24 protein-coding genes are annotated in these 24,918 nt (G+C 64.8%); 8 read left to right on the top strand and 16 right to left on the bottom strand.

Going from position 1 to position 24,918, the window contains the following annotated elements:
* The first annotated feature begins 125 nt into the window (after window positions 1–125).
* Window positions 126–1,007 carry a YiiX/YebB-like N1pC/P60 family cysteine hydrolase gene (locus ACVI1L_RS13785; protein WP_456783112.1) on the top strand — a complete coding sequence of 294 codons (882 nt, stop codon included), beginning with the start codon at window positions 126–128 and terminating at the stop codon, window positions 1,005–1,007.
* Window positions 1,008–1,010: 3 nt separating this feature from the next.
* On the opposite strand, the gene ACVI1L_RS13780 is transcribed toward ACVI1L_RS13785, so the two are convergent.
* Window positions 1,011–3,215: a TonB-dependent receptor gene (locus tag ACVI1L_RS13780; RefSeq protein WP_456783111.1), complete on the bottom strand. Its 2,205-nt coding sequence runs from the start codon at window positions 3,213–3,215 to the stop codon at window positions 1,011–1,013.
* A 146-nt stretch (window positions 3,216–3,361) separates the two neighbouring features.
* Between ACVI1L_RS13780 and nikR the strand changes: the two genes are divergently transcribed.
* Window positions 3,362–3,799 (top strand): nickel-responsive transcriptional regulator NikR, encoded by a 438-nt coding sequence (gene nikR, locus ACVI1L_RS13775; protein ID WP_456783110.1) that lies wholly within the window; start codon window positions 3,362–3,364, stop codon window positions 3,797–3,799.
* 110 nt (window positions 3,800–3,909) lie between these two features.
* Here nikR and ACVI1L_RS13770 read toward each other — a convergent pair whose 3' ends face one another.
* Window positions 3,910–4,857: a hydroxymethylglutaryl-CoA lyase gene (locus ACVI1L_RS13770; RefSeq protein WP_456783109.1), complete on the bottom strand. Its 948-nt coding sequence runs from the start codon at window positions 4,855–4,857 to the stop codon at window positions 3,910–3,912.
* 7 nt (window positions 4,858–4,864) lie between these two features.
* On the bottom strand, window positions 4,865–6,034 hold the full coding sequence (locus ACVI1L_RS13765) for a CaiB/BaiF CoA transferase family protein (RefSeq protein WP_456783108.1): 1,170 nt from the start codon (window positions 6,032–6,034) through the stop codon (window positions 4,865–4,867).
* Between the two features lie 171 nt (window positions 6,035–6,205).
* Between ACVI1L_RS13765 and ACVI1L_RS13760 the strand changes: the two genes are divergently transcribed.
* From ACVI1L_RS13760 to ACVI1L_RS13745, 4 genes are all read left to right on the top strand, one after another.
* Complete coding sequence (locus ACVI1L_RS13760; protein ID WP_225642493.1) at window positions 6,206–7,129, top strand: LysR family transcriptional regulator; 924 nt, start codon at window positions 6,206–6,208, stop codon at window positions 7,127–7,129.
* Window positions 7,130–7,404: 275 nt separating this feature from the next.
* Entirely contained in the window at window positions 7,405–8,649 is a 1,245-nt protein-coding gene (locus tag ACVI1L_RS13755) for an IS4 family transposase (protein WP_456785505.1), read from the top strand.
* 271 nt (window positions 8,650–8,920) lie between these two features.
* Window positions 8,921–10,333, top strand: coding sequence for an MFS transporter (locus ACVI1L_RS13750; RefSeq protein WP_456783107.1), 1,413 nt, complete (start codon window positions 8,921–8,923; stop codon window positions 10,331–10,333).
* A gap of 104 nt (window positions 10,334–10,437) precedes the next feature.
* The gene (locus ACVI1L_RS13745; RefSeq protein ID WP_057020368.1) at window positions 10,438–11,190 is read left to right on the top strand and encodes a sulfate transporter family protein; all 753 of its coding nucleotides are present in this window, start codon (window positions 10,438–10,440) and stop codon (window positions 11,188–11,190) included.
* Here the strand turns inward: ACVI1L_RS13745 and ACVI1L_RS13740 are convergent.
* The 6 genes from ACVI1L_RS13740 to nth form a co-directional block, all read right to left on the bottom strand.
* A complete protein-coding gene (locus tag ACVI1L_RS13740) occupies window positions 11,187–12,689 on the bottom strand; it encodes a DHA2 family efflux MFS transporter permease subunit (protein ID WP_456785553.1) in 1,503 nt (500 codons plus the stop codon). The two genes, ACVI1L_RS13745 and ACVI1L_RS13740, sit on opposite strands and share 4 nt — an antisense overlap.
* Before the next feature lie 59 nt (window positions 12,690–12,748).
* The gene (locus ACVI1L_RS13735; RefSeq protein WP_456783106.1) at window positions 12,749–13,261 is read right to left on the bottom strand and encodes an isoprenylcysteine carboxyl methyltransferase family protein; all 513 of its coding nucleotides are present in this window, start codon (window positions 13,259–13,261) and stop codon (window positions 12,749–12,751) included.
* Window positions 13,258–14,310 (bottom strand): type III polyketide synthase, encoded by a 1,053-nt coding sequence (locus tag ACVI1L_RS13730; RefSeq protein ID WP_456785552.1) that lies wholly within the window; start codon window positions 14,308–14,310, stop codon window positions 13,258–13,260. The genes ACVI1L_RS13735 and ACVI1L_RS13730 overlap by 4 nt, the downstream gene beginning before the upstream one ends.
* A gap of 140 nt (window positions 14,311–14,450) precedes the next feature.
* Window positions 14,451–16,079, bottom strand: coding sequence for an MFS transporter (locus tag ACVI1L_RS13725; RefSeq protein WP_456783105.1), 1,629 nt, complete (start codon window positions 16,077–16,079; stop codon window positions 14,451–14,453).
* Window positions 16,066–17,211: an HlyD family secretion protein gene (locus ACVI1L_RS13720; protein WP_168856183.1), complete on the bottom strand. Its 1,146-nt coding sequence runs from the start codon at window positions 17,209–17,211 to the stop codon at window positions 16,066–16,068. The genes ACVI1L_RS13725 and ACVI1L_RS13720 overlap by 14 nt, the downstream gene beginning before the upstream one ends.
* 106 nt (window positions 17,212–17,317) lie before the next feature.
* The gene (nth, locus tag ACVI1L_RS13715; RefSeq protein WP_210262631.1) at window positions 17,318–18,103 is read right to left on the bottom strand and encodes an endonuclease III; all 786 of its coding nucleotides are present in this window, start codon (window positions 18,101–18,103) and stop codon (window positions 17,318–17,320) included.
* A gap of 22 nt (window positions 18,104–18,125) precedes the next feature.
* On the opposite strand from nth, the gene ACVI1L_RS13710 reads away from it, so the two are divergent.
* Window positions 18,126–18,686: a DUF2244 domain-containing protein gene (locus tag ACVI1L_RS13710; protein WP_244558980.1), complete on the top strand. Its 561-nt coding sequence runs from the start codon at window positions 18,126–18,128 to the stop codon at window positions 18,684–18,686.
* Window positions 18,687–18,793: 107 nt separating this feature from the next.
* On the top strand, window positions 18,794–19,690 hold the full coding sequence (locus tag ACVI1L_RS13705; protein ID WP_057020364.1) for a methylated-DNA--[protein]-cysteine S-methyltransferase: 897 nt from the start codon (window positions 18,794–18,796) through the stop codon (window positions 19,688–19,690).
* 124 nt (window positions 19,691–19,814) lie between these two features.
* On the opposite strand, the gene ACVI1L_RS13700 is transcribed toward ACVI1L_RS13705, so the two are convergent.
* From ACVI1L_RS13700 to dnaJ, 7 genes are all read right to left on the bottom strand, one after another.
* A complete protein-coding gene (locus ACVI1L_RS13700; RefSeq protein ID WP_028341753.1) occupies window positions 19,815–20,438 on the bottom strand; it encodes a 2,3-bisphosphoglycerate-dependent phosphoglycerate mutase in 624 nt (207 codons plus the stop codon).
* A 47-nt stretch (window positions 20,439–20,485) separates the two neighbouring features.
* The gene (dapB, locus tag ACVI1L_RS13695) at window positions 20,486–21,298 is read right to left on the bottom strand and encodes a 4-hydroxy-tetrahydrodipicolinate reductase (protein WP_016841511.1); all 813 of its coding nucleotides are present in this window, start codon (window positions 21,296–21,298) and stop codon (window positions 20,486–20,488) included.
* A 71-nt stretch (window positions 21,299–21,369) separates the two neighbouring features.
* Window positions 21,370–21,666 carry a DUF1330 domain-containing protein gene (locus ACVI1L_RS13690; RefSeq protein WP_057020363.1) on the bottom strand — a complete coding sequence of 99 codons (297 nt, stop codon included), beginning with the start codon at window positions 21,664–21,666 and terminating at the stop codon, window positions 21,370–21,372.
* A gap of 21 nt (window positions 21,667–21,687) precedes the next feature.
* The gene (gene pyrF / locus ACVI1L_RS13685) at window positions 21,688–22,398 is read right to left on the bottom strand and encodes an orotidine-5'-phosphate decarboxylase (protein ID WP_057020362.1); all 711 of its coding nucleotides are present in this window, start codon (window positions 22,396–22,398) and stop codon (window positions 21,688–21,690) included.
* Between the two features lie 6 nt (window positions 22,399–22,404).
* Complete coding sequence (locus ACVI1L_RS13680) at window positions 22,405–22,983, bottom strand: NADPH-dependent FMN reductase (protein WP_092081152.1); 579 nt, start codon at window positions 22,981–22,983, stop codon at window positions 22,405–22,407.
* A gap of 48 nt (window positions 22,984–23,031) precedes the next feature.
* A complete protein-coding gene (locus ACVI1L_RS13675; RefSeq protein WP_456783104.1) occupies window positions 23,032–23,634 on the bottom strand; it encodes a class I SAM-dependent methyltransferase in 603 nt (200 codons plus the stop codon).
* Window positions 23,635–23,733: 99 nt separating this feature from the next.
* Complete coding sequence (dnaJ, locus tag ACVI1L_RS13670) at window positions 23,734–24,861, bottom strand: molecular chaperone DnaJ (RefSeq protein WP_456783103.1); 1,128 nt, start codon at window positions 24,859–24,861, stop codon at window positions 23,734–23,736.
* Window positions 24,862–24,918 lie beyond the last annotated feature (57 nt).

The raw sequence follows: 24,918 nt of genomic DNA, 5'->3' as shown, positions 1-24,918 counted from the left end.
GACCGCAGCAACCATCACGGTAAATCAATCATGATTGATCCGCCGATGGCATGAACTAAATTGCAACAGCTTGCGACCATGATTAAGTGAAAGACAAGCGGTCATAGAACCGCTGGGGGGAATCCATGGGCGTAATGCTCGATACCGTCGGTAAATGGATCGCGGGGTACCTGCAGAAGGAAGTCCCCGGTTACGAGCCGTTCACGCCGAGCGACCCGGACCATCTGCGGACCATCATGCAGCCCGGCGACGTGCTGCTGGTCGAAGGCAACAACCGGATTTCCGGCATCATCAAATACCTCACGCAGTCGACCTGGTCGCACGCCGCGCTGTTTGTCGGGCCGATCGACGGCGCGTTCGAGCCTGACGGCGAACAGCATGTGCTGATCGAGGCCAATATCGGCGAAGGCGTGACCTCCGCGCCGCTGTCGAAATATCTCGCCTACCACACCCGCCTCTGCCGTCCAGTCGGACTGTCGTTCGAGGACCGCACCACGGTGTGCCGCTACGCCATCAACCGCATCGGCTTCGGCTACGACACCAAGAACATCGTCGATCTCGCGCGCTATCTGTTTCCGCTGCCGATCCCGCAGCGCTGGCGCCGCCGCATGATCGCGTTCGGCTCCGGCGATCCGACCAAGATCATCTGCTCGGCGCTGATCGCGCAGGCGTTCGACGCCGTGCGCTATCCGATCCTGCCCAAGATCACGCGCGCCGCCAGCCGCAAGGCGCGCCGCGAGATCCTGCATATCCGCGATTCTTCGCTCTACATGCCTCGCGATTTCGACATCTCGCCCTATTTCGAAGTCGTCAAACCCACCATCGTGCACGGTTTCGACTATACGGCCCTGCACTGGGCCGACAAGCAGAAGCCGCTCCAGGAGGTGGCGGGCGAATTCGGTGTGTTTCCAGAACGTAAGTCGCCGCCGCTTGTTCCTGAAGCGACTGACGAAGAGACGGCGCTTCCGGCTGCGGAAATGACCGCGGAAGGTCGCGCGCCGGTGTGACGATCAGAACGTTGCCGCAAGCGTCAGTCGAACGGCAAGCGGCTCGGCAGGATGCACATGGCGGTCGGCGACGCCATCGATCGGCTCGCCCGGCAGCCGCGACAGATAGTAGTATTCGATCTGGTTGGTTTGCGCGTTGAAGAGATTGAGGACGTCGAGCTGCAGCCGCATCCCGTTGTCGAATTTGTAGCCGGCGCGGGCGTTGACGATGAATGACGACAGCGAGCGCACGCTGTCATCCTCGATCAGCGGGCGCGGGCCGAAATAGCGGGCGCGCAGGCTGCCGAACCAGCCGGTCTCGCGGCCGAAGGTGACGCCGCCGCTGGCGACCCAGGCCGGCGCACCCGGAATGAAATTGCCGGCCGGATCGACATCCGTGAAGCGGGCGCGGGTATAGGCGAGGTCGAAATCGAGGCTCACCCACGGCAAGAGCTTGTACTGGTTGGTCCACTCGACGCCGACGCGCCGGCTCGGCCGGCTCGGCTCGGTGGTGCCGGCATCGCCGACGAACAGCAGCTCGGAATCGAAATCGAGCACGAACACGGCGAGCGACGAGGTGAGGCCGTCGATCGCCCTGGTGCGGATGCCGAGCTCGGCGCCCTTCGAGCGCACCAGCAGCGGCACGCGCTCGAGCGGCGTCACCTTGTCATTGGGATCGACGGTGATGGTCGCGCCCCTGATGTCGTTGGAATGCAAGCCGAAGCCGGCATTGCCGTAGAACTCGGTCCTGGACCAGGGGCCGAGCACGATGCCGGCCTTCGGGCTCGTCATCGCCGCCTGGGCGTTGCCGGAATTCTGCGGCGTGTCGCTCAGCACATGGCCGGCAAAATAATCCTCGCGGATGCCGACCGTGGTGCGCAGCCAGTCGGTCCAGCGCGCGGTGGTATCGGCCCACAGCGCGACGCTGCCCTCCTGCACCTGGTCGTTGCGCACGCTGGACAGGATCTCGCGCTGCACGGTCTTGAACAGACCGACATTGATGTCGTCGTAGCGGGTCTGCACGCCGACCCGGGTCTGCGTATCGACGCCGGCGAAACGAAGGTCGAAAGCATGGCTGGCGTCGAGGCCATAGACGGTGCGCCTGTCGGTCTGGCTGAACTGGTCACCGTTGACGGGGTCGTCGAGGAAATAGGTGAAGTTGTTGTCAAGCTGCAGCGACGAGCGGATCACATAGGCGTTGAGCTTGCTCTGCCCGTAGTCGCTGGACTGCGCCCAGTTGCCGGACAGGCTGAAGCGGCTGGCGGTGCCGCCATCGGTCGGATCGAGCGTGCCATAACGGCCGATCAGGCCCTGGTCGATCGCACGTTGCGCGACCTGGTCGGTCGAATTCCAGCCATTGGAATAGGCCATCGCGGTCAGCGAGAAGCCGTCGGTCGCGGTACCCTGGCTATAGCGCAGTACGCCGTTGAGCTTGCGAATGTCGTCGGGCACGTCCCACGGGCCATTGTATTTGTTGGCCTCGAAGGCTGCGAGCAGCGTGCCATCGCCGGCCTTGGCCGAGCTGGCTGTCATCGCGCGCAGATAGCCGAAGCTGCCAACTGTCAGCTCGGCGATGTTCTTCGGCAGTGCGTTCAGATAATTGATGTCGACCGCGCCGGCGGAAGCGAAGTCGCCCTTGTCCGCGTAGTATGGACCCTTGCGGACATCCATCGACCGGATCAGCTCCGGGATCAGGAAATTGATGTCGGCATAGCCCTGGCCATGACCATGGGTCGGCATGTTGACCGGCATGCCGTCGACGGTGATGGCGAGGTCAGTGCCGTGATCGAGATTGAAGCCGCGCAGAAAATATTGATTGGCTTTGCCCTCGCCGGAATGCTGGGTGACGATCAGGCCTGGCACCGCCTCCAGAACTTCGCCGACGCGCGAGACCGGCCGCGCATTCACCTCGTCGCCGCTGATCTGCCGCGCGCTGGCGGCGGTCGGTTGCAGATCGGACGCGGACACGGTCGCCGAGCCGCCGGTGATTCCGTCGCTCGCAGCGGTGGGCTGGCTCGGTTGGAGCGCTGCGGGCTTGCGGCCGCCGCCGGCTACACGGCGCGGACGCTGGGACGGTCTGGCGTGCCTGGGTGGCCCCTGGTCCGGCGACGTCACAGTCACCGGCGGCAACTGGCCGGGCACGGTGGCGACCGTCTGCGCTTCGGCGGCCGGCGCGAATGCTGCAATGGAGGCGGCGGCGGGAAATATCCGCCATGCAGTACGACGCAACGCCCATGCCCCCGCATGATACCTGTTACAGTCACGCGACGACCGCACCAGTCCAACCAACCCCGGCAATCGACGCTAGCAAGCACAGTATGACGTTACAAGAAAAATGTCATACCGCCAGGCAATCGAGCCACCACGGATAATCCATGCAACGCATCACCATCACCATCGAGGATGACCTGCTCGCAGAGATCGACGCCGCCGCCGAGGCGCGCGGCTATCAGAACCGCTCCGAGATCATCCGCGATCTCGCACGCGCCGGCTTGCAGCAGAGCGCGGAAGAGGCGCCGTCAGGGCAGTGCGTTGCGGCGCTGGTCTATGTCTACGACCACGCCGCGCGCGATCTGTCGAAGCGGCTGGTGCAGAATTTCCATGGCCATCACGACCTGTCGCTGGCGACGCTGCACGTCCATCTCGACGACGACAGCTGCATGGAGGTGACGGCGCTGAAGGGTGCCAGCAGCGAGGTCCGCCATCTCGCCGATCACATCATCGCCGAGCGCGGTGTGCGTTACGGTCGCGTCGTGATGATCCCGACCGTCCCGGACAAGAAGCCGCGCAAGCGGGGGCACGGGCACGATTGAGAGCGTGTCGTCTCGTAGCCCGGATGGAGCGCAGCGAAATCCGGGAAGCTCCGTCTGCGGGCGAGGCCCCGGATTTCGCTTCGCTCCATCCGGGCTACGCAATGTATACGCTACGCCGCCCTCGCCTTGGTGCCGCGCGGCAGGCCGGCGCGGGCGAGACCGCCATAGAGCGCCTCGTTCGGCATCTCCGATTTCAGGATCGCGCGCACCTCGACCAGGCGATCGAGATCGATGCCGGTCGGAAATCCCTTGCTCTCGCAGAGAAAGACGAGGTCCTCGAACACGACATTGCCGGTGGCGCCCGGCGCGAACGGGCAGCCGCCGAGGCCGCCGAGCGAGCCGTCGAGCACGCGGGCGCCCTCATCGAGCGCGGCGGAAGCATTCGCGATGCCCATGCCGCGGGTGTCGTGCAGATGCACGCAGACCGGCTTCGATCCCGCCATCTTCACCGCGCCCCGCGTCAGCTCGCCGACCTGCTTCGGCCCGGCATAACCCACCGTGTCCGCAATCGCGACCATGTCGACGCCGACCTCGTACAGCTTCTCGGTGAGGCGCAGCACCTCGTTCGGATCGACGGGACCGACGATCGAGCAGCCCAGTGCCATCGAGATCGCGGCATTGACCAGGGGCTTGTGCGCGCTGGCATCGCGCAGCTCGCAAAGCCGCTTGATGTTCCCGATCGCGGATTCGCGCGAGCGGTTGGCGTTGGCCTGGCTGTGCTCCTCGGTCGCCGATACCACCGAGGCGATCTCGGCAACGCCGGTGGCCAGCGCCTCGTTGACGCCGCGCTCGTTCAGCGCCAGCGCGACGCCGTGCGCCCCGGGCAGCGCGGCGATGGAGGCGACCACGTCGCGGACATCGACGAATTGCGGGAAGGTCTTGGCCGGCAGGAACGAGCCAACCTCGAAATGCCGTACGCCGGCGGCGTATTCATCGCGCACCCAGCGCTGTTTCGCCGCGGTCGACGGGAACGTCTTCACGAGTTGCAGCCCGTCGCGCAGGCCGACCTCTCGCAGGCTCACCTTGTCGGTGGGATAGATATCGTGGACACGGGTCATGTCAGCCTCACGCAGCGTTTCCGGTTGATGAAATCTTCTGTTGTGCGAGCTCGGCGCGCACCGCTTCGGTATCGGCGCCGAGCACCGGCACCTTCAGACCTTCGCCGATATTGCGGCCGTTCCATTCGAGCGGCAGCGCGGGGACGCGGAACGGCTTGCCGTCGGCGTTCACGTTGTTGACCAGCCCGCCGGGACGCAGCACATGCGGATCCCCGAGCAGATCCTCCGGCCGGTTGATCGGCGAGACGCAGATGTTAAGCGCGTCGAGCCTCGCCGAGAGGTCCGCCACGTTCCAATCCTTGATCACCGCGGCAACGCGCGGAATGATCCGGTCGCGCGCCATGATGCGGTCCGTGGTCGAGCGCAGCGTCGGATCGTCGGCGAATTCCGTGAGGCCGAACTCGCGGCAGAAGCTCTGCCAATGACCTTCGGTGACGACGCCGATGAAGATGCGATCGCCGCCGGCGGTATCGAAGATGTCGTAGATCGGCCAGGCATGCTCGCGTTCCGGCATCGAGCGCGGCTTGCGTCCGGTCATCTCGTACTCGACTATGTGCTGGGCAACCAGGAACAGGCAGTTCTCGAACAGGCCGATGCGGATGTCAGCGCCGCTCCTGTCGCCGCCACGCTTCTGATAGAGCGCGGCGAGGATCGAGATCACCCCGAACATGCCGCCCATGATGTCGTTGGCGGAGGAGCCGACGCGCTGCGGCTTGTCGCGCGTGCCGGTCATCGCCGCGAGCCCCGACATCATCTGCACGACCTCGTCGAGCGCCGGCCGATGATCATAGGGACCGGACAGAAAGCCCTTGTGGCCGGCGATGATCAGCTGCGGATATTTTTGGCGAAGCTCCTCGGCGCCGAGCCCCTGCTTGTCGAGCTGGCCGTCGCGAAAATTCTCCAGGAACACGTCGGCGCTGGCAAGCAGCCGGTGCATCGTGTCGCGGTCCTCGGGCTTGGCGAAGTCGAGCACGACGCTGCGCTTGCCGCGGTTGAACAGCGGGAAGAACGAGACGCCCATGCCGCCGAGCGAACGGGTCTTGTCGCCGGCGGGCGGTTCGACCTTGATCACCTCGGCGCCGAGTTGCGCCAGGATCATGCCGCAGGTCGGCCCCATCACCATGTGGGTCATCTCGACGACCCTCACGCCTTCCAGCGGCAGTCCGTTCCCGGTCATCGGTTTCTCCGTGCTCGTTGCGCTCTTGTTCTGACGCGTTTCTTCACGCGAACCGGTATCCGCTTCGCTCGAAAACGCTTTGTGATCGGCGCAGGTTAGGCTTCCGCAACGCTATCTGAAAAATATAATCTGTCGAATAGAGTATTCGTGGTTCTAGAACGCTGAACCCTCATGGATTCGCGCCAGCTTCGCTATTTCATCGCGGTTTACGAGCAGCGCAACCTGTCGCGGGCGGCGGATCAGGCCAACGTCGCGCAATCCGCGCTCAGCCACCACATCGCTAATCTGGAAGCTGAATTCGCCACGCCGCTGTTCGAGCGCAAGCCACGCGGCATGGAACCGACCGCGGCGGGCGAGCGGCTCTATGAACATGCCCGCATCATCCTGCGCGCGATGGCGGCGGCCGAGCGCGAGATCAAGGAAGGCGCCAGCGTGATCGCCGGCGATATCTCGATCGGCATGGCCAATTCCGGGATGAAGGCGATCGGCGTGCCGCTGATGCGCACCGTGCTGACGAAATATCCGAACCTGAAGCTGTCGCTGACCGAGAGTCTCTCCGGCGCGACGCTGCTGCATCTGCTGAGCTCCGAGGTCGACCTCGCGCTGGTCTACAATCCGCCGTCGGAAAAAGACTTGGTCGCCGAGCCGGTGCTGGAGGAACAGATGTTCTGCGTCGGCACCGAGAAGCTGATCGGCAAGAAAACGCCAATTCCCTTCGAGGAGGTGACGCGGCTGCCCCTGATCCTGTTGCGGTACGGACTATCGGCGCGCGCGCTGCTGGATGATCCCGTGCTGCTGAAGCGGCTCGAGGCCAATGCGATCATGCACCTCAACTCGACCAGCGGCATGATCGGCGCGCTGACCGCGGGCTTGGGCTGCACGATCGCGACGACGCATTTCGTCAGCGAGCCGTTGAAGGCACGATTGCTGGTCGCGCGCGAAGTCATCGAACCAAAACTGACCCGCACGCTCTATCTTTGCCGCTTGCGCAATCGCCCGATGACTTACGTCATGGAGGAGATGTGCCGCCTGATCCGCGCCCTGATCGCAGACCAGGTGGGCCGCGGCGCCTGGGAGGCGACGCTGCTGATCTGAATGTATGACCCAGTGGTTGCACAGGTTCAGAGTCGTCCCTGCGAAAGCACTAGCGTGTCTACACGGTTTTGGGGCGCGACAGATTGACTCGGTGCAGCAAGAAGTGGCGTCTCTGCAGCATGTTGTATGATTCTCTCACTGGCGCTTTGATTCGAAGGAGCGCCAGCGATGCAGCCGGATTTGTCTTTGGGTGAGTTCGGGGACGTTCGTCTCGACAAAAGGGGGCGACGCTTCTCCGGGCTATGCTTTGCACGCGCAGCGTCTGCTTGCGCCAGATGGCCCGGGGCGATTGGGCTGCCAATATGGCGTTCTGGCGGTTTGTGAACAACCCCCAAGTCACGATCGATAAATTGATTGAGGGCTGGAGCACGCAGACGCGGACTGCGGTCAGCGGGCGTCATGTGCTGGCGATCCAGGATACGAGCGAGGTCAAGTTCCAGACCCAGGCGGGACGGCGGCGCGGGCTGGGCAAAGTCGGCAAGGGCAATGCTCGCGGCGTGCTGTTGCATGCGATGATGGCGGTGGATGCCGACAGCGGGGTCTGTCTTGGCCTTACTGGCGGCAACGTTTGGACGCGCAAAGGCAAGGTAAAAATCCCGCATGAGCGGCGCGCCTTGGCCGACAAGGAGTCGGCGCGCTGGGTGACGGCCGCCGAGCAAGGCCGCGACGTCCTGGCAGATGCCCGCATGATCACCGTCGTCAACGACCGCGAGGGGGATTTCTTTGCTCACTGGGCGCTGACGCCAGCTGAGAATGTCCATCTTCTGTCGCGTGCCATGCACGACCATGCGCTGGTCGATGGCGACACACTTTATCAGGCGGTCGAGCGGAGCCGCTTCTGCGACAACGCGGTGATCGATCTGCCGCAGCGAATGGATCGGCGCGGCCGGCAGGCCCATCTCTCGATGCGCTTCGGAACCGTCGTGCTCAAGCGGCCGCAGAGGCCCGGCGTCACCGACTTGGCGGAGGGCATCAAACTCAGCTTCGTAGAAGTGGTCGAGTTGCATCCGCCGAGAGGTGCGGAGCCCATTCGCTGGCTGCTCCTGACCACTCATCCGGTCGCCACCGCTAAAGACGCCTGGCAGATCGTCTCCTGGTACCGCCAGCGCTGGATCATTGAGCAACTCTTTCGCTCGCTGAAGAGCCAGGGTTTGCGCATCGAGGATAGTCAGATCGAGAGCGCCGAAGGCCTGATCAAGCTCGTGGCGGTCGCCACCAGAGCGGCATGTATCGTCATTCAACTCGTTCAGGCCCGCAACAGTGGCGAAGAATTGCCGGCTGAATTTGTCTTCACCGCAGAAGAGATCGAGACGCTCAGGGCCATCAACAAAACCATGAAAGGTCGCACCGAGCTTCAGAAAAACCACCATCGCCCCAACACCCTTGCTTGGGCGGCATGGATCATCGCAAAACTCGGCGGATGGACCGGCTACGCCTCCCACCGTCCACCTGGACCAATCACCTTCCACACCGGAATGGCCCGCTTCCAAATCCTCGCAAATGGCCCGACAAACGTGTAGATGCACTAGTGCGAAAGCAGGGACCCATAACCACCGAACCGCAAAGTTGCGCACCAGTGGGACGACGAGTCCCTTTCACTGCTTTCGCAGGGACGACAGTTGAACAAGCCGTTTGAAAGGTGAATCAAAGCAACCCTCCCCCTGAGTTCGAAAATATCGAACGATTCCTTCGATATGTTCGTCTGGATTTCTGGCTCCCGGCTGCCAAACATGCGCGACCGGCACGCCTTCGCAAGAAGGGCGGCCGTTGCACCATTCGGGGAGGACCATCATGCGCGCCGTCGAACTCGGCTCGGTCGCCGATCTCGCCACCACGACAAGCGGACCCGACGAGATTTCGAGACGGCTCGAGGCGCTGCCCACCTCCTTGTATGTCTGGCGGCTGGTGATCCTGCTCTCGCTCGGCGGCTGCTTCGAAATCTACGACCTGTTCTTCACTGGCTATATCGCGCCGGGCCTTGCCCGCAGCGGATTGATGACCACGACGACCCAGGCGTTCTTCGGCTTCTCCGGGATCGGCGCCTTCGTCGCGGCGACCTTCGCCGGCCTGTTCGTCGGCACGTTCTGCCTCGGCTTCCTCGCCGATCGTTTCGGGCGCAAGGCGGTCTTCACCTGGTCGCTGCTGTTCTACAGCACCGCATCCGTGATCATGGCGTGCCAGACCACACCCGGCGGCCTGCTGCTGTGGCGCTTCATCGCCGGGATCAGGATCGGCATCGAGGTCATCACCATCGACGCCTACATCACCGAGTTGGTGCCGAGCTGGATGCGCGGCCGGGCGTTTGCGATCAACCAGGCGGTGATGCTGTCGGCAGTGCCGATCGTCGCGGCACTCGCGTGGTGGCTGGTGCCGCTCTCGCCGCACGGCATCGACGGCTGGCGCTGGGTCGTGCTGATCGGCGCCGCCGCCAGCATGATCATCTGGGTGCTGCGGCTCTACGTTCCGGAAAGCCCGCTCTGGCTGGCCCGCCATGGCCGCGCTGCCGAGGCCGAGACAATCATGCGGACACTCGAAGCCGCATCGCCGACGGCGGCGCCGCGCCCGACCGCGACGGCGGCGATGGCGCCGGCAGGTGCGCCGGCCGAGACCGGCTATGCCGACCTGTTCAGGCCGCCCTACGCCTCGCTCGTCGTGCTGTTCATGATCTTCAATCTCTGCCAGGCATTCGGCGTCTACGGCTTCTCCAACTGGGTTCCGGCGCTCTTGGTGCAGAAGGGCATCAACGTCACCAAGAGCCTGCAATATTCCTTCATCATCGCCTTCGCCTATCCGCTCGCGCCGCTCTTGGCCGCAACCTTCGCCGACCGCTTCGAGCGCAAATGGATCATCTGCGGCGCGGCCGCCGCGATCTCGGTGTTCGGTCTCGCCTTCTCGCAGCTCACCGAGCCGGTGCTGCTGATCGCCAGCGGCGTGCTGGTGACGGGGGCCAACATGACGCTGTCCTACGCCTATCACGCCTACCAGACCGAGGTGTTCCCGACCGCGATCCGGGCACGCGCCGCGGGCCTCGTCTATTCGATGAGCCGGCTCAGCGCGACCTTCTCCGGCTTCATCGTGGCGTTCATGCTGAAGGAGGCCGGCGTCGGCGGCGTGTTCGGCCTGATCACCGCGGCGATGGTCATCGTGATCATTGCCATCGGTGTCTGGGGACCGAACGTCCGCGGCAGGCCGCTCGACGCCTAGAGCAATTCACTCGAAAACGCTCTCGCCGCGGCACAAACGGCACTTGCCGAAGCCATATTGGGTGTCTACCTCTCGCGGGTCATTTGTGCAGAGGTAACCCAGTCATGTTAGCCGCCGCCGTCAAGGCGCTTTCGCAAATCCTGTCGCCGCCGATGCGCTCGATCCTGTGGCGCTCGATCGGGCTCGCGCTGGTGCTGATCACCGTGCTGGCGATCGGATTGCAGCGGCTGCTCAGCTGGTTTGCCGACTATGGAGAGGTCTGGGCCGAAGGCATGCTCGGCCCCAATTTCCATTCCACGCTGCACGTGCTGTCCTGGATCGTCTCGATCTCGGCGGGCCTTGGCGTCGTGCTCGGCGGCATCTTCCTGATGCCGGCGATCACCTCGCTGGTGGCGAGCCTGTTTGTCGACGACGTCGCCGACCATGTCGAGCGCGAGCATTATCCGGCCGACCATCCCGGCGTGGCGCTGCCGGTGACGCTCGCGACGATCGAGGGCGTCAAGACCGCGCTGCTGACGATCCTGGTCTATCTGGTCGCGCTGCCGTTCGTGCTGTTCGCGGGCGCGGGCTTCATCATCTTCTTCCTCGCGACCGCCTGGCTGCTCGGCCGCGAGTATTTCGAGCTTGCGGCGATGCGGTTCCGCTCGCCTGATGACGCCAAGGCGATGCGCAAGGAGAACGCGGCGACGGTCTTTACCGCGGGCCTGTTCATCGCTGCCTTCGTCTCGATCCCGATCGTCAATCTGGCGACGCCGCTGTTCGGCATGGCCTTCATGGTGCACATGTACAAGCGGCTGTCGGGCCCGCGGCGCGAGCTGATCGAACCGGCGCGGCGAACCAACGTGTCCTCGGTCTAGGTGGTATCCGGAAGCTCGGGCAGCGATGCCGGCACCCGATCGCTTGCGAAGGGCACGAGCAGCAGTCCGACGATCGCCACGCAGGTGAGCATCGCCCATGCCTCGTTCGCGGTGAGTGCGAGCGAGGCCCGTTCGACCAACGGCCGGATGAACGCCACCGTGGCATCGTCTGGCAGACCCGGCGGGCGGTCGATCAGCAACTTCGGATCGAGCCCGATCGCCTGCGCCGCGGTGACATCTCCCGCCAGCAGGCGCAGGCGGAAATCCTCGCCATAGATCGGGCTTCGCCCATAGAGGATGGTATCGATCAGGGCGATCCCGATCGCGCCGCCCAGATTGCGCATCAGGTTGAACAGTCCGCTGGCGTCGGCGATGTCCGCCTCCGGCAGGGCGCCCAGCGCAATGCGCGTCGGCGGTAGCAGGCAGAACATGATCGCGACGCCACGCACGACCTGCGGCCAGAACATCTCGCCAAAATCCGCCGTGCGCGGCTGAATGGCGCTCCAGCCGAGGCCGAGCGCGAACAAGGCGAAGCCCGCGCCGGTCAGCCGCCGCGCGCCGACGCGGCTTTCGAGGATCGCCGCAAGCGGCGCGGCGGCGAGCTGCGCAACCCCCGTGACCAGCATGATCGTGCCGATCTCGAAGGCGTCATGGCGGCGGACGAAACCGAGGAATACCGGCATCAGATAGGTCGATCCATACAGGCCAATGCCGAGGCAAAAGCTCAGTGCGCAACCGATCGCGAACGGACGCCGCTTGAAAAGCGTCAATTGCGCGATCGGATAGGCCGCGCGGAGCGTGCGCCGGATCAGCAGCGCCATCCCGGCAATGCTTCCGATCAGCAGGCCGAGGCAAGGCATCGAGGCCCAACCGCGTTGCGGCGCTTCCTTCAGACCGATCATGAAGCTTGCGAGTGTCGCTGCGAGCAGGACAAGCGACCATTTATCCAGCCTGGAGAACGCGCGAAACTGCATGCCTTCCCTCGGAAGCAGCAACGGCGTGACCGAGGCTGCCACCGTTCCCGGAAACACATTGATCAGGAATAGCCATGGCCACGACCAGGTCTGCGTGATCCAGCCGCCGACGACGGGTCCAACGGTCGGCGCGAGCACCGCGACGACGCCGCCGATCGTGGTGGCTACAGGATGAAGCCGCGCCGGAAACAGCGTGAACACGGCGGAGAACACTGCGGGGATCAGGACGCCGCCGGAAAATCCCTGCAGCACGCGAAACGCCAGCAGCGCGGCAAAACCGCCGCTGAGGGCGCAGCCGACCGAGGCGACAGTGAACAGGCTCACCGCAAGCGCGAACAGCCAACGCAACGACAGCGCGTGCGTGAGCAGGCCGGTCAGCGGGATCGCGATCACCTCCGCGATCAGATAGGCGGTCTGGATCCAGCTCATCGCCGCCGGCGAGATCGCAAGCGCGCGCTGGATCGTCGGCAACGAGGTTGCGACGACCTGGATGTCGAGAATCGCCATGAACATGCCGAAGCACATCAAGAGGAAGCCGGTCCAGGTCGCAGCCGATGGGCCGTCGGTTCGGTGATCCGCCTTGCTCATGGCGTGCTTGTGCGCGGCCAATCGGAGACGGAGAGCGCGCGGTTCTCGATCCGAATCCGGACCGCAAGCACCGCGAGATTGAGGAGGGTAAAGATCAGCGCCAATCGCGGCAGGTGGAGCGCGAGGGGAAGAAGTGCGATTTCACCGACCACGACGGCGTAGTTTGGATGCGGGAAATATCGGTACGGCCCGGATGCGACCAGCGGCGCGCCCGGCAGCACGACGATTCGCGTGGTCCATCGCGGCCCCAGCGCGACGAGGATCCATATCCGCAAGCCTTGCAGCACCAGGAAACCCGCCAGCGCGGCCAGATTGACGTCCTGGTCGCTGCCCCAGATCCACAGCGCGGTCAGCCAGCCGGCGTGAACCAGGACAATGAGCGGGTAGTGATTGGCGCCGACCTCGACCGCGCCTCGTGCGAGAAGCCGCTCGGTGTTGCGACGTGACAGCACGAGCTCGCCGAGACGCTGCAGCGTGACCAGCGAGAGGATGACCGACGCGAAGCTCACGCCGCGTGCCTGAGCGCAACGCAGCTGAGCGTGAAGCCCGGCCCGAGCGCCGTGAGCAGCGAGCGCGGCGGCAATCCCTTGGCGCAGGCTCGTTCGAGAACAAAGAGAACCGTCGGGCCCGACATGTTGCCGCAAGCCGCGATGACGTCGCGTTCGTGATCGAGCGTGCCCTGATCGAGCGCGAGTGCCCGCTCCAGCGCGGCGATGACCTTGGCGCCGCCGGGATGGCAGAGGAAGCGGTCGATGTCATCGGCGGTCAGCTGCATCCGCGCCAGGATTTCGGCGACGGCTGGTCCAACATGGTCGCGGACGAAATCCGGAATGGTTCGCTGAAAGACCACGCCGAATCCTTCCGGATCGACCGTCCAGCCCATGATGTCGAGCGTATCCGGCCACAGCTTTTCGCCCATCGCCTCGATCCGCGTCGCGCCACCGTCCCCGGCACGCAGCACGATCGCGGCCGCGCCATCGCCGAACAGGCTGGCCGCAACGATATTTGCCTTGGTGAGCTCGTCGTGCCGGACCGCGAGCGTGCAGAGTTCGAGCGCAACCAGCAGCACGTTCGCTCCCGGCCGCGCTTCGGCCAGCCGCGCCGCGATCGACAGGCCCGACACGCCGCCCGCGCAGCCCAGGCCGAACACCGGCACGCGCGACACATCCGTCCGCAGTCCGAGCTTGCCGGCGACGCGCGCCTCCAGCGTCGGCGTGGCTATACCCGTCGAGCACACCGTGACCACGATATCGATGTCCCCGCCGGTCAGGTCGGCGCGCGCAATCGCCTTGCGGGCCACGTCGACGTACAGCGTCTCCGCGCCCTCCAGGAACGCCAGCGTTCGCTCCGGCCAGCCCCGCCGTTCGAGATACCATTCGATCGGCTTGACGCCGTAGCGATGCTGGATGCCGGTGTTGGCGAACAGGCTGGAGAGCGTCTCGAATTCGGGATAGCGATCGGCGAGGAGATTGTGCGCGGCCTGCAGGACCTGTCCCTGATGGAATAGATGCGGTGGAACCGCCGTCGCCAGGGAAACAAGCGCGGCCGTCTGCTTTATCTCGATCATCATGGCTCCATTTCCCCCGCTCTTGGAACCGCGCGATGAGCAAAATATTTCAACACGCCTGCGACATCGCGCGGGCGCCGCATTCACTATAAATTGACCCGGCGCCGATATCCGCGCCGCCTCTTCGAAAATCAGGAAGCGGTGGCGCCCAGCCTGCGCATCGCGCTCTTCACCAAGCCGAGCGGCGCCGGCGACAACGGGCCCTGCGGCGCGCGCGTGATGAAGGCGACCAGGACCAGCGCCAGGATCGCGAGCCAGAAGCACAGCCAGAAGCCGTCGATATAGGCGAGCGTGTTGGCCTCGCGCTGCACCAGCGCCGCCAGCGTGCCGACGGCGCGCCCGGTCGCCGTCCCGATGCCGTGGCCGGAAAATTCACCCGCCAGCCGCTTGAGCAGGTTCACGACGTCGATATCGCCATTCTGGACGTGCTGTCCGAGATAGTTCGAATGGATCTGCTCGCGGACCCGCAGCCAAGTCCCCATCAGCGCGACGCCGATCTCGGCGCCGCCAAGGCGCATGATCTGGATATAGGCCGCGAACGCCGTCGCCCGCGACGGATCGGAATTCGACAGCGCCATGATGATGATCGGCAGCAGCGTGAACGCCTGCCCGATCGACGTGAGCAGGACGATGCCGACGAAATCCTCGCGCGCCCAGACGTGGCTCAGCTGCGTGCCCCAGAGATTGGTGGCTGCGAACGCCGAGAAGCCGAGCACCACGACGATGCGCGGATCGAGGTGGCGCAGCAGCAGAATCGAGATCGGCACCAGCACGAACATCGGCAGCGCGCCGTAGGTGAACAGCAGCACGCCCGACTGCTCCGGCCGCAGCGCGCCGACGGTGCCGAGGAAGTTCGGCACCAGCGACGAATTCGACAGGCTGGTCAGCGTGTACAGCAGGATGACGACCAGCGAGAGCCCGACATTGCGCGAGAACAGCACGTTGAAATGCGCCCAGGGCCGGCGCGCGATCATTTCGTTGATCATGAAGGCGACGATCAACAGCCCGCCGCCGATCAAGAGCGCCATCACCGTGCCCGACGACAGCCAGTCCAGCCGGTTGCCCTGATCGAGCCCGGCATAGACCATCGACACCCCGGCGCCGAGCAGCAGCATGCCGCCCCAATCGGCATGGTGCAGCAGGTCGCGATTGACGGGTTCTTTCGGCGTGCCGAGATACACCATCAGCCCCATCAGCGGCGCGATCACCACGCCCTGCCAATACAGCCACTGCCAGCCGAGATGCTCGACATAGAAACCGACCAGCGAGCTCGACGAGTCGAGCGCGAAGCCGACGCGGATCGAGTACATCGCGATCGCCGGCAGCCACCATCGGATCGGCAAATTGCGCAGGATGATCATCAGCGTCGCCGGCACGAAGGTGCCGAGCAGCATGCCGTGGGCGATGCTGAGCGCGATCAGCGTCGTGTAGTCGCGCACGAACGGGATGGTCAGCGAGACCACCGCATAGACCAGGCTCGGAATGCCGAGCACGCGGCGCAGGCCGAACACGGTGGCAAGCCAGGCCACCGCAGGCGCGACGAAGATCTGCGAGCCGATGGCGGCCGTCGAGAGCCAGGCGCCCTCGTCGAAGCTGAGCGAGAACGCGCCGCGCAGATCGGGCAGGCCGACCGAGGTCAGGCGGCTGTCGAAATTCGCCAGAAACGCGCCGAGCAGCACGGCGACGACCGCGAACAGCGGATAGCGCGCGACGTCGCCGCGCGAGACCGGACCACGGTCGCGGTCGTCACTTTCCGCCATTGGCGACCGCCTCGCCGGTGTCGATCCGCGTGACGACCGACATGCCCGGCAGCAGGCGCTCGAGCAAGGGCTGGCCCTTGTCGAACTGGATCCGCACCGGAATGCGCTGCACCACCTTGGTGAAATTGCCGGTGGCGTTGTCGGGCGGCAGCAGCGCGAACTGCGATCCGCTCGCCGGCGCGATGCGCTCGACGACGCCGCGCAGCTTCTGGCCCGCGAACGTATCCACGGTGACCTCGACCGGCTGGCCCGGCTTGACGTTGGTCAGCTGGGTCTCCTTGTAGTTGGCGATCACATAGACGTTCGGCAGCGGCACGACGTTGATCAGATTGGCGCCGATGTTGACGTAGTCGCCCGGCTGGACTTGGCGCTCGCCGGTGACGCCGTCGAACGGCGCGACGATCTTGGTGTAGCCAAGCTTGAGCTTGGCCGATGCCAATAGCGCCTTGGCGGCGTCGAGGTCGGCGGCACGCTGCTTCTTGGTGCCTTGCAGGACCTCGAGCTGATGGCGCTGTGCCGCGATGACAGCGCGGCTGGCGCGCACGTCGGCCTCCGCCTTGGCGTAGGATGCGGTCGCCTGCTCGAGCCGCTGCCGCGTGCCGGCGTCGGTTTGCGACAGCGACTGCTGACGCTCTTCCTCCTGGCGTGCCAGAGTCTGCTGCGCCTCCGCGGACAGCCGCGCAGCTTCGGCCTGCGCGATGGTCGCATATTGCAGCTCGACCTGGTTGTTGAGGTTGTCGAGCACGGCCTGAGCACCGACCACGCCGGCCTCGGCTTGCGCCACCTGCGCCTGATAATCGGCCGGATCGATCTGCACCAGGAGATCGCCGGCCTTGACGTGCTGGAAATCGGAGACGGCGACGGTGAGCACCTCGCCGGACACGCGGCTGGAGAGCTGGGTCAATTCGGCGCGCACATAGGCATCATTGGTGGTCTGGATCGTGGCGCTGCCGACCCAGGCATCCCAGCGGCTGGTCGCCACCGCGACGAACACCAGCGCGACGAGCACGGCAAACAGCGGAATCGCGAAACGGCTCCAGAAGCCGCTTGCCGAAGGTTGCGGCTTGGCAGGTGCCGCAGCAGGCGCGGTCTGGCTGGCGGGTGACGGACCATCTTCAACCTGCTCTGCCACACCGCACTCCCTCAATCACGCACCGGAACAGCCGACGAACCTATCACGCGGACCGGCATCCACTTCGCTCGAGAACGCCCTGATAGCACATGACGACGATCATGCCTCAGACAGTCTTTTCCGGCCACCGGCAGAGATCATTGATCAGACACACGTCGCAACGTGGACCGCGGGCGAGGCAGGTGTAGCGGCCATGCAGGATCAGCCAGTGATGGGCGTGCAGCATGAACTCGGTCGGGATCACTTTTTCCAATCCCAGCTCGACCTCGAGCGGCGTCTTGCCGGGCGCGAGCCCGGTGCGGTTGCCGACGCGAAACACATGGGTGTCGACCGCCATCGTGTGCTCGCCGAACGCCATGTTGAGCACGACATTCGCGGTCTTGCGGCCGGCGCCGGGCAGCGATTCGATCTCGGCACGCGTGCGCGGCACCTCGCCGCCGAACTCGGCGATCAGCTTCTGCGAGAGCGCGATGACGTTCTTCGCCTTGTTGCGATAGAGCCCGATGGTCTTGATGTAGTCGCGCACTTTGTCCTCGCCGAGCTCAAGCATCTTGTCCGGCGTGTCGGCGACCGCGAACAGCGCTCGCGTCGCCTTGTTGACGCCGGCGTCGGTCGCCTGCGCCGACAGCACCACCGCAACGAGCAGCGTGTAGGGATTGAGGTGCTCGAGCTCGCCCTTGGGCTCGGGATTGGCTTTGCGGAACCGGTCGAAGGCCTCGTAGACCTCCTCCGATGTCCATGGCTTTGACTTTACGGTTCGCTTGGCGGCCTTCTTGGCCGCCTTCTTTGCCCCGCGTTTGGGCAGCAGCCTTGCCGCATTCGCAGGCTTCTTCTTCGGTGCGGAACGAACGCTTGATGTGCTGGCGCGTTGAGAGCGGATGATTTTGGCCATGAACCGGATATACTGATACGTCATGACCGCAGGCAACGACTTTGATCCGGGCGAAGACCGCAGGGCCAATGATCTCGCGGCTGATGCCGCTGAGGCCGAGCCCAAACTGTTCTCGGCATTGCTGACGCCGCACCGCTCGCTGAATCGCACCGGCTTTATCGTGCTGATGTCGTTCGTCACCGTGGTCAGCTTCATCGCCGGCGCGGTGTTCTGGTGGCTGGGCGCCTGGCCGATCTTCGGCTTCTTCGGCCTCGACGCGCTGGTGATCTATTGGGCGTTCAAGGTCAATTTCCGCTCCGCCAAGGCGAGCGAGGAGATCACCGTCACACCGTCGGAACTGCGGGTGCGCAGGATCAGCCATCGCGGTCATGTGGCCGAATGGGTGCTCAATCCGCTCTGGGTGCGGTTCGAACAAATCTCGCATGAGGAGTTCGGTATCGAGCGGCTCTATCTGGTCTCCCGGGGCCGCCGGGTCAGCGTTGGCAGCTTCCTCGGACCGGACGAAAAGGCCAGCTTCTCCAAGGCCTTGACGGCGGCGCTCAACGCCGCAAAACGCGGCCCGACTTACAACCCCATCCACTAGGTCTTATTTGAGCATGATCTTGCCGGAAAACCGGTCCCCACTTTTCCGGATCATGCTTGTCAGAAATCGGGTGGTTTGGACGCGCCATGGCTCCTAAATCAGACACCATGATGACACTCGCCATACACGACCAGCGCCTGGCCAAGCCGGGCCTCCAGAGCGCCGCGCTGCGCGACTATGACTCGGTTCGGCGCGCCATCGCGTTCATCTCGGAGCATTGGCGCACACAGCCGACCATCGAAGCGATGGCCGATGCCGCCGCCGTCACGCCGGATGAGTTGCATCATCTGTTCCGCCGCTGGGCCGGGCTGACGCCGAAGGCTTTCATGCAGGCGCTGACCCTGGACCACGCCAAGAACCTGCTGCGCGATTCCGCCAGCGTGCTCGACGCGGCACTCGACTCCGGCCTGTCAGGGCCGGGACGGCTGCACGACCTGTTCGTCACGCATGAGGCGATGTCGCCGGGCGAATGGAAGACCGGCGCAGGCGGCATGACGCTGCGCTACGGCTTCCATCCCTCGCCGTTCGGCACTGCGATCGTGATCGCAACGGATCGCGGGCTTGCGGGGCTTGCCTTCGCCGATCACGGCGACGAGCAGACCGCATTCGCCGACATGAAGCGGCGCTGGCCGAACGCGACCTATGTCGAGGACACCGACGGCACCGCCGCGCTGGCGCAGCGCGTGTTCGATACAAGGTTGTGGCGGGCGGACCAGCCGTTGCGCGTCGTCTTGATCGGCACCGATTTCGAGGTGCGGGTGTGGGAGACGCTGCTCAAGGTCCCGATGGGCCGCGCGGTTAGCTACTCCGACATCGCCTGCAAGATCAACAGCCCGAAAGCCTCGCGCGCGGTCGGCGCCGCGGTCGGCCGCAATCCGGTGTCGTTCGTGGTGCCCTGCCATCGCGCACTCGGCAAGAGCGGCGCGCTGACCGGCTATCACTGGGGCATCACCCGCAAGCAGGCGATGCTGGGCTGGGAAGCCGGCCAGGTCGGATTGCACTAACCTCTATCTCGTCATTCCGGGATGGTCCGAAGGACCAGACCTCAGGTGCGCAATTGCGCACCGGGGAATCTCGAGATTCCGGGTTCGATGCTGCGCATCGCCCCGGAATGACAACATCAAACCTCTACCCCGCGAGATCGACCTTGGACGCAACGGTGGAATCGGCATTGAGCCGATAGACCACCGGCGCGCCGGTCGCGAGTTCGCGCTTGAGGATCTGCTCGGGCGTCAGCTTCTCCAGCACCATGATCAGCGCGCGCAGCGAATTGCCGTGGGCGGCGATCAGCGTGCGCTGGCCGCGCAGCACGCCGGGCAGGATCTCCTGTACGTAATAGGGCAGCGTGCGCGCCAGCGTGTCCTTCAGGCTTTCGCCGCCGGGCGGCGGCACGTCGTAGGAACGGCGCCAGATCAGAACCTGATCCTCGCCCCACTTCTTGCGGGCGTCGTCCTTGTTGAGGCCGGAGAGATCACCGTAATCGCGTTCATTGAGCGCGAGATTCTTCGTGGTCGGCAATCCGGTCTGGCCGATCTGCTCCAGCATCAGCTTCAGCGTGTGCTGCGCACGGGTAAGATCGGAGGTGAACGCGACATCGAACGACAGGCCCTGCGCCTTCAGCTTGCGGCCGGCCTCGTTCGCTTCGTTGACGCCCTGCTCGGTGAGATCAGGGTCCTTCCACCCGGTGAACAGGTTCTTCAGATTCCAGTCGCTCTGACCGTGACGAACGAGCACAAGGAGACGATCACTCATTTCAGATTCCGTTTTCGCTTAGCTGGATTTCATTCCGTCGAGCGGTGTCAGTCGCTCAACCCGAGGACGTCGGCCATCGAATACATGCCGGGCTTCTTGCCATGCGCCCACAGCGCTGCCTTCAGCGCGCCCTGCGCGAACAGCGCGCGATCCTCTGCATGGTGCGAGAGCGTGATGCGCTCGGAGGGGCCGGCAAAGATCACGCTGTGATCGCCGGCCGCAGTGCCGCCGCGCAACGAGGCAAAGCCGATATCGCCCGCGCGCCGCGCACCGGTGAGGCCATCGCGGCCGCGCGCCGAATGCTGATCGAGCGCGATTCCGCGTCCCGCGGCCGCGGCTTCGCCGAGCATCAAGGCGGTGCCCGACGGCGCATCGATCTTGGACTTGTGGTGCATCTCGAGAATTTCGATGTCAAAGCTCTGGTCGAGCGATTGCGCGACGCGCTTGACGAGCGCGGCGAGCAGATTGACGCCGAGGCTCATATTGCCTGACTTCACCACGATGGCGCGATTGGTCACGCTGCGGATCACCGCATCGTCGGACGGCGACATCCCGGTGGTGCCGATGACGTGAACGAGGCCGCGCTCGGCCGCGATCGCGACGTTGGCGATGGTCGCGGCCGGCACGGTGAAATCCAGGATGCCGTCGGCGCCGGCCGACATCGACCACAGATCGGCCGACAGCTTGACGTCATTGGCGGGGAGGCCGGCGAGCACGCCGGCGTCCTTGCCGAGCAGTTCCGAGCCCGGCGCTTCCAGCGCGCCGACCAGCACCGCCCCCGGGGTTTCGGAAATCACCCGGGTCAGCGTGCGGCCCATCCGGCCGCCGGCTCCCGCAACGATCAAACGCATGTCAGCCATGGCTCACCTCTCCACGCGATATAGCGAGCCAAGGCTGTTCCGGCAACCGAACCGGCTACCCGATGTGCGGACTATGGGCTGTCGTGCCCCTCGATGATGATGAGGTCGGCGATCGAATGCGGCTGCCGCACCTTGATGTTGGCTTGGTATTCCGGCGATTGGTAGCAAGCGAGCGCGGTCGCGTAATCGGGGAATTCGATCACGACATTGCGGGAGCGGCTCTGGCCCTCCACGCCGGTGAACTTGCCACCGCGAACGATGAACTTGCCGCCGAATTTCTGGAAGATGGCGGGGTTGGCCGCCATGTAGGGCTTGTAGCCTTCCTCATTGTGAACGTCGACGCGTCCAATCCAGTATCCCTTCGCCATCTCTGTTCTCCCTCTTGTTGTTCAGGCGAGCGCCTGGGCGATTTCGGCGTGAATGGCTTCGGCTGATGCCTTCGGGTCGGCGGCTTCCATCACCGGACGTCCGACCACGAGATAGTCGGCGCCGGCGGCAATGGCGCGAGCCGGCGTCATGATGCGCTTCTGGTCGCCGGTCGCCGAGCCTGCGGGGCGGATGCCCGGGGTCACCAGGTTCATCTGGTCGCCGACGATCTTGCGCAAGGCGGCGGCCTCCTCGGGCGAGCTGACGAGGCCGTCAACGCCAAGCGCCTGCGCCTGTTTGGCGCGCGCTTCGACGAGATCGGAGACGTTGAGGCGATAGCCCGCCGCATGCAGATCGGTGTCGTCGTAGGAGGTCAGCACCGTCACCGCGAGGATCTTCAGGCCGGAGCCGGCGCGTGCCTCGACCGCCGCCTTCATGGTCTGCGGGTAGGCATGCACGGTGAGGAAGGTCGCGCCAAGCCCGGCGACGCTTTCGACCCCGCGCGCGACGGTGTTGCCGATGTCGTGCAGCTTCAGATCGAGGAAGACCTTCTTGCCGCTGCCTGCAAGCTGCTTCGCCAGGATGAGGCCGCCGGCATAACCGAGCTGATAGCCGATCTTGTAGAAGGTGACGGCATCGCCGAGCCGGTCGATCATCGCCTCGGCGCTGGCGACGGACGGCAGATCGAGCGCCACGATCAACCGGTCTCTTGGAGCGATCCTGGCTGGCTGCATGTCACCTCACATCATGCGTTGGGATTGGTCGATCAGTTGCCGCACCAGCGCCTGCATCGCGTCGATGTCGGCTTGGTGCTTCAGATGATCCATATCGTCGTAGGCCTGCTCGGCAAATGACAGCGCGAGCTGGTTTGGGATCACGGTGGCGCGGCACGCCGTCAGGATCAGGCGCAGCGCCGCCAGCGCGCGGGTGCCGCCGAGCCGGTTGCCGGATGCGGCTGAAATCGCGAACGCGCGGCCGTGGAACACCTGACCTCGCACCTCATGCGGATCCTGCACGCGGCTCACCCAGTCGATCGTGTTCTTCACCAGCGCCGGCACCGAGGAATTGTATTCCGGCGTCACGATCAGCACGCCATGATGGACGCCGATCATCCGCTTCAGATTCACGGCATGCTGCGGCACGCCGGATTTCGCCTGCAGGTCGCCATCATAGATCGGCAGCGGAAAATCGCCGAGCGAGATGCGGGTGACGTCGGCGCCGGATTGCGCCAGTTCGTGCGCCAGCACGGCAGCCAGCTTCGCATTGAGCGAGCCTGACCGAAGCGATCCGGGGATCACGAGGATTTTCAGCGCGGACATTTTGAAATCGCAGGTAAGGCGCTCGCCCGGCGCGACGGCGCCGGGTGGTCAGCCCTTGCGATACACCCAGACCCGCGCGGGCGGAAGGTTCATCCAGATCCGCTCGGAGGCCTCTGTGGACACGCCCGGCAGCGACTTCGGAATCGGAGGCACCACTGAATAGGTGAACTGAATGAACGGCGCGCCGGGTGCGAGCGCCAGGAAAGCGTCACGGACCAGCCTCAGGCGGGTCAGCATCGGCTTGGTGACGAGCGGCAGGCCGGAGACCACGGCCGAGGCGGGAGATTTCATGACATCCCACAGCGTGTCGCGGAGCCTGTAGGCGTCGCCCTGGACCACCTTGGCTTGCGGATAACGTTCGCGCAGCAACGCGCAGAAACCGGGATTGTATTCGACCAGGACGAGACGCTTCTGGTCGACGCCGTGCTCGATCAGCGCGTTGGTGATCGCCCCGGTGCCGGGTCCAAGTTCGACGACCGGCCCCTCGGCGTCGTGATCGACATATTGCGCCATGGTGCGGGCGAGCAGCCGTCCGGACGGCATCACCGCGCCCATATGCAGCGGCTTCTCCATCCATGAACGGAGAAATCGAACCTCGTCGTCGAGACGGAGGGGCTTCTTCGACGCACGCACGGACGATTGCAAAGGCATGTCGCTACCAGGCGGGGACCGCACAATCGAGCGGTTGTCAGAAAACAGTCACAAAGACGTATAGATCGAAGTCGTTACGGTCAAGCATAACGACTGCGGCTAGACGGAGCGATTGCCAAAGAAGTCCTTGACCTTAGAGAAGAAACCCGCTGCCTCCGGCTGAGTTGCGCCGGACGACAGCTTTTCGAACTCCATCAGCAGTTCCTGCTGCTTCTTGGTCAGATTCTGCGGCGTTTCGACCACGACCTGGACATACATGTCGCCGGTCTGGCGCGAGCGGAGCACCGGCATACCCTTTGATGCAATGCGGAATCGCCGGCTGGACTGGGTGCCGGCCGGCACCTTCACCTTGGTCTTGCCCTTGTCGATGGTCGGCACCTCGAATTCGCCGCCGAGCGCTGCGGTCACCATCGAGATCGGCACACGGCAGTGCAGGTCGGCGCCGTCGCGCTGGAAGAACGGGTGCGTGGTCAGCGACAGGAAGATGTAGAGGTCGCCGGGCGGTCCGCCGCGGACACCGGCCTCGCCTTCACCGGCGAGACGAATGCGGGTGCCGTCCTCGACGCCCGGGGGAATGTTGACCGACAGCGTGCGCTCGCGCGTCACCCGGCCGGAACCGGCGCAGGAGGTGCAGGCATCCTCGATCATCTGGCCGCGACCCTGACAGCCGGGACAGGTCCGCTCCAGCGTGAAGAAGCCCTGGGCCTGCCGGACACGGCCGGCGCCGCCGCAATGCGAGCACGTCTTCGGCTTGGTGCCGGCCTTGGCGCCGGTGCCCGAGCAGGATTCGCAGGTGACCGAGACCGGGATCTCGATCTGCGCGGTCTTGCCCTGGAAGGCCTCCTCGAGCGTGATCTCCATGTTGTAGCGCAGGTCGGCTCCGCGCTCGCGGCCGCCGCTGCGACGCTGCCCGGCCATGCCGAACAGGTCTTCGAAAATGTCGGAGAAGGATGAGGCGAAGCCGGCGCCGAAGCCGGGGCCGCCACCGCCCATGCCCTGCTCGAAAGCGGCATGGCCGAAGCGGTCATAGGCGGCGCGCTTGTCGCCGTCCTTCAGCACCTCATAGGCTTCGTTGATTTCCTTGAATCGGACTTCGCTGGCGGCGTCGCCCGGATTCTTGTCCGGATGCCATTTCATCGCGAGCTTGCGGAAAGCCGATTTGAGCTTGGTCTCGTCCGCGTTCCGCTCAACCTCGAGGGTCTCGTAATAGCAGCGCTTGGTGGACATCCTTCAATTCCGTCCGAAGTTCATCGCGATCGCCAAAGATTGCGCTGACGATTGCGT

It is taken from the genome of Bradyrhizobium sp. USDA 4516, assembly GCF_054055915.1.
The sequence above is the reverse complement of the archived record's forward strand: the minus strand, read 5'-3'. Positions and strand labels throughout refer to the sequence as shown.

What these genes read in the sequence shown, in the direction of transcription:
- ACVI1L_RS13785 (WP_456783112.1), top strand. Translation starts at nt 126, where the DNA reads ATGGGCGTAATGCTCGATACCGTCGGTAAATGGATCGCGGGGTACCTG.
- nikR (WP_456783110.1), top strand. Translation starts at nt 3,362, where the DNA reads ATGCAACGCATCACCATCACCATCGAGGATGACCTGCTCGCAGAGATC.
- ACVI1L_RS13770 (WP_456783109.1), bottom strand. Translation starts at nt 4,857, where the DNA reads ATGACCCGTGTCCACGATATCTATCCCACCGACAAGGTGAGCCTGCGA.
- ACVI1L_RS13765 (WP_456783108.1), bottom strand. Translation starts at nt 6,034, where the DNA reads ATGACCGGGAACGGACTGCCGCTGGAAGGCGTGAGGGTCGTCGAGATG.
- ACVI1L_RS13760 (WP_225642493.1), top strand. Translation starts at nt 6,206, where the DNA reads ATGGATTCGCGCCAGCTTCGCTATTTCATCGCGGTTTACGAGCAGCGC.
- ACVI1L_RS13755 (WP_456785505.1), top strand. Translation starts at nt 7,405, where the DNA reads ATGGCCCGGGGCGATTGGGCTGCCAATATGGCGTTCTGGCGGTTTGTG.
- ACVI1L_RS13750 (WP_456783107.1), top strand. Translation starts at nt 8,921, where the DNA reads ATGCGCGCCGTCGAACTCGGCTCGGTCGCCGATCTCGCCACCACGACA.
- ACVI1L_RS13745 (WP_057020368.1), top strand. Translation starts at nt 10,438, where the DNA reads ATGTTAGCCGCCGCCGTCAAGGCGCTTTCGCAAATCCTGTCGCCGCCG.
- ACVI1L_RS13740 (WP_456785553.1), bottom strand. Translation starts at nt 12,689, where the DNA reads ATGTGCTTCGGCATGTTCATGGCGATTCTCGACATCCAGGTCGTCGCA.
- ACVI1L_RS13725 (WP_456783105.1), bottom strand. Translation starts at nt 16,079, where the DNA reads ATGGCGGAAAGTGACGACCGCGACCGTGGTCCGGTCTCGCGCGGCGAC.
- nth (WP_210262631.1), bottom strand. Translation starts at nt 18,103, where the DNA reads ATGGCCAAAATCATCCGCTCTCAACGCGCCAGCACATCAAGCGTTCGT.
- ACVI1L_RS13710 (WP_244558980.1), top strand. Translation starts at nt 18,126, where the DNA reads ATGACCGCAGGCAACGACTTTGATCCGGGCGAAGACCGCAGGGCCAAT.
- ACVI1L_RS13705 (WP_057020364.1), top strand. Translation starts at nt 18,794, where the DNA reads ATGATGACACTCGCCATACACGACCAGCGCCTGGCCAAGCCGGGCCTC.
- ACVI1L_RS13700 (WP_028341753.1), bottom strand. Translation starts at nt 20,438, where the DNA reads ATGAGTGATCGTCTCCTTGTGCTCGTTCGTCACGGTCAGAGCGACTGG.
- dapB (WP_016841511.1), bottom strand. Translation starts at nt 21,298, where the DNA reads ATGGCTGACATGCGTTTGATCGTTGCGGGAGCCGGCGGCCGGATGGGC.
- ACVI1L_RS13690 (WP_057020363.1), bottom strand. Translation starts at nt 21,666, where the DNA reads ATGGCGAAGGGATACTGGATTGGACGCGTCGACGTTCACAATGAGGAA.
- pyrF (WP_057020362.1), bottom strand. Translation starts at nt 22,398, where the DNA reads ATGCAGCCAGCCAGGATCGCTCCAAGAGACCGGTTGATCGTGGCGCTC.
- ACVI1L_RS13680 (WP_092081152.1), bottom strand. Translation starts at nt 22,983, where the DNA reads ATGTCCGCGCTGAAAATCCTCGTGATCCCCGGATCGCTTCGGTCAGGC.
- ACVI1L_RS13675 (WP_456783104.1), bottom strand. Translation starts at nt 23,634, where the DNA reads ATGCCTTTGCAATCGTCCGTGCGTGCGTCGAAGAAGCCCCTCCGTCTC.
- dnaJ (WP_456783103.1), bottom strand. Translation starts at nt 24,861, where the DNA reads ATGTCCACCAAGCGCTGCTATTACGAGACCCTCGAGGTTGAGCGGAAC.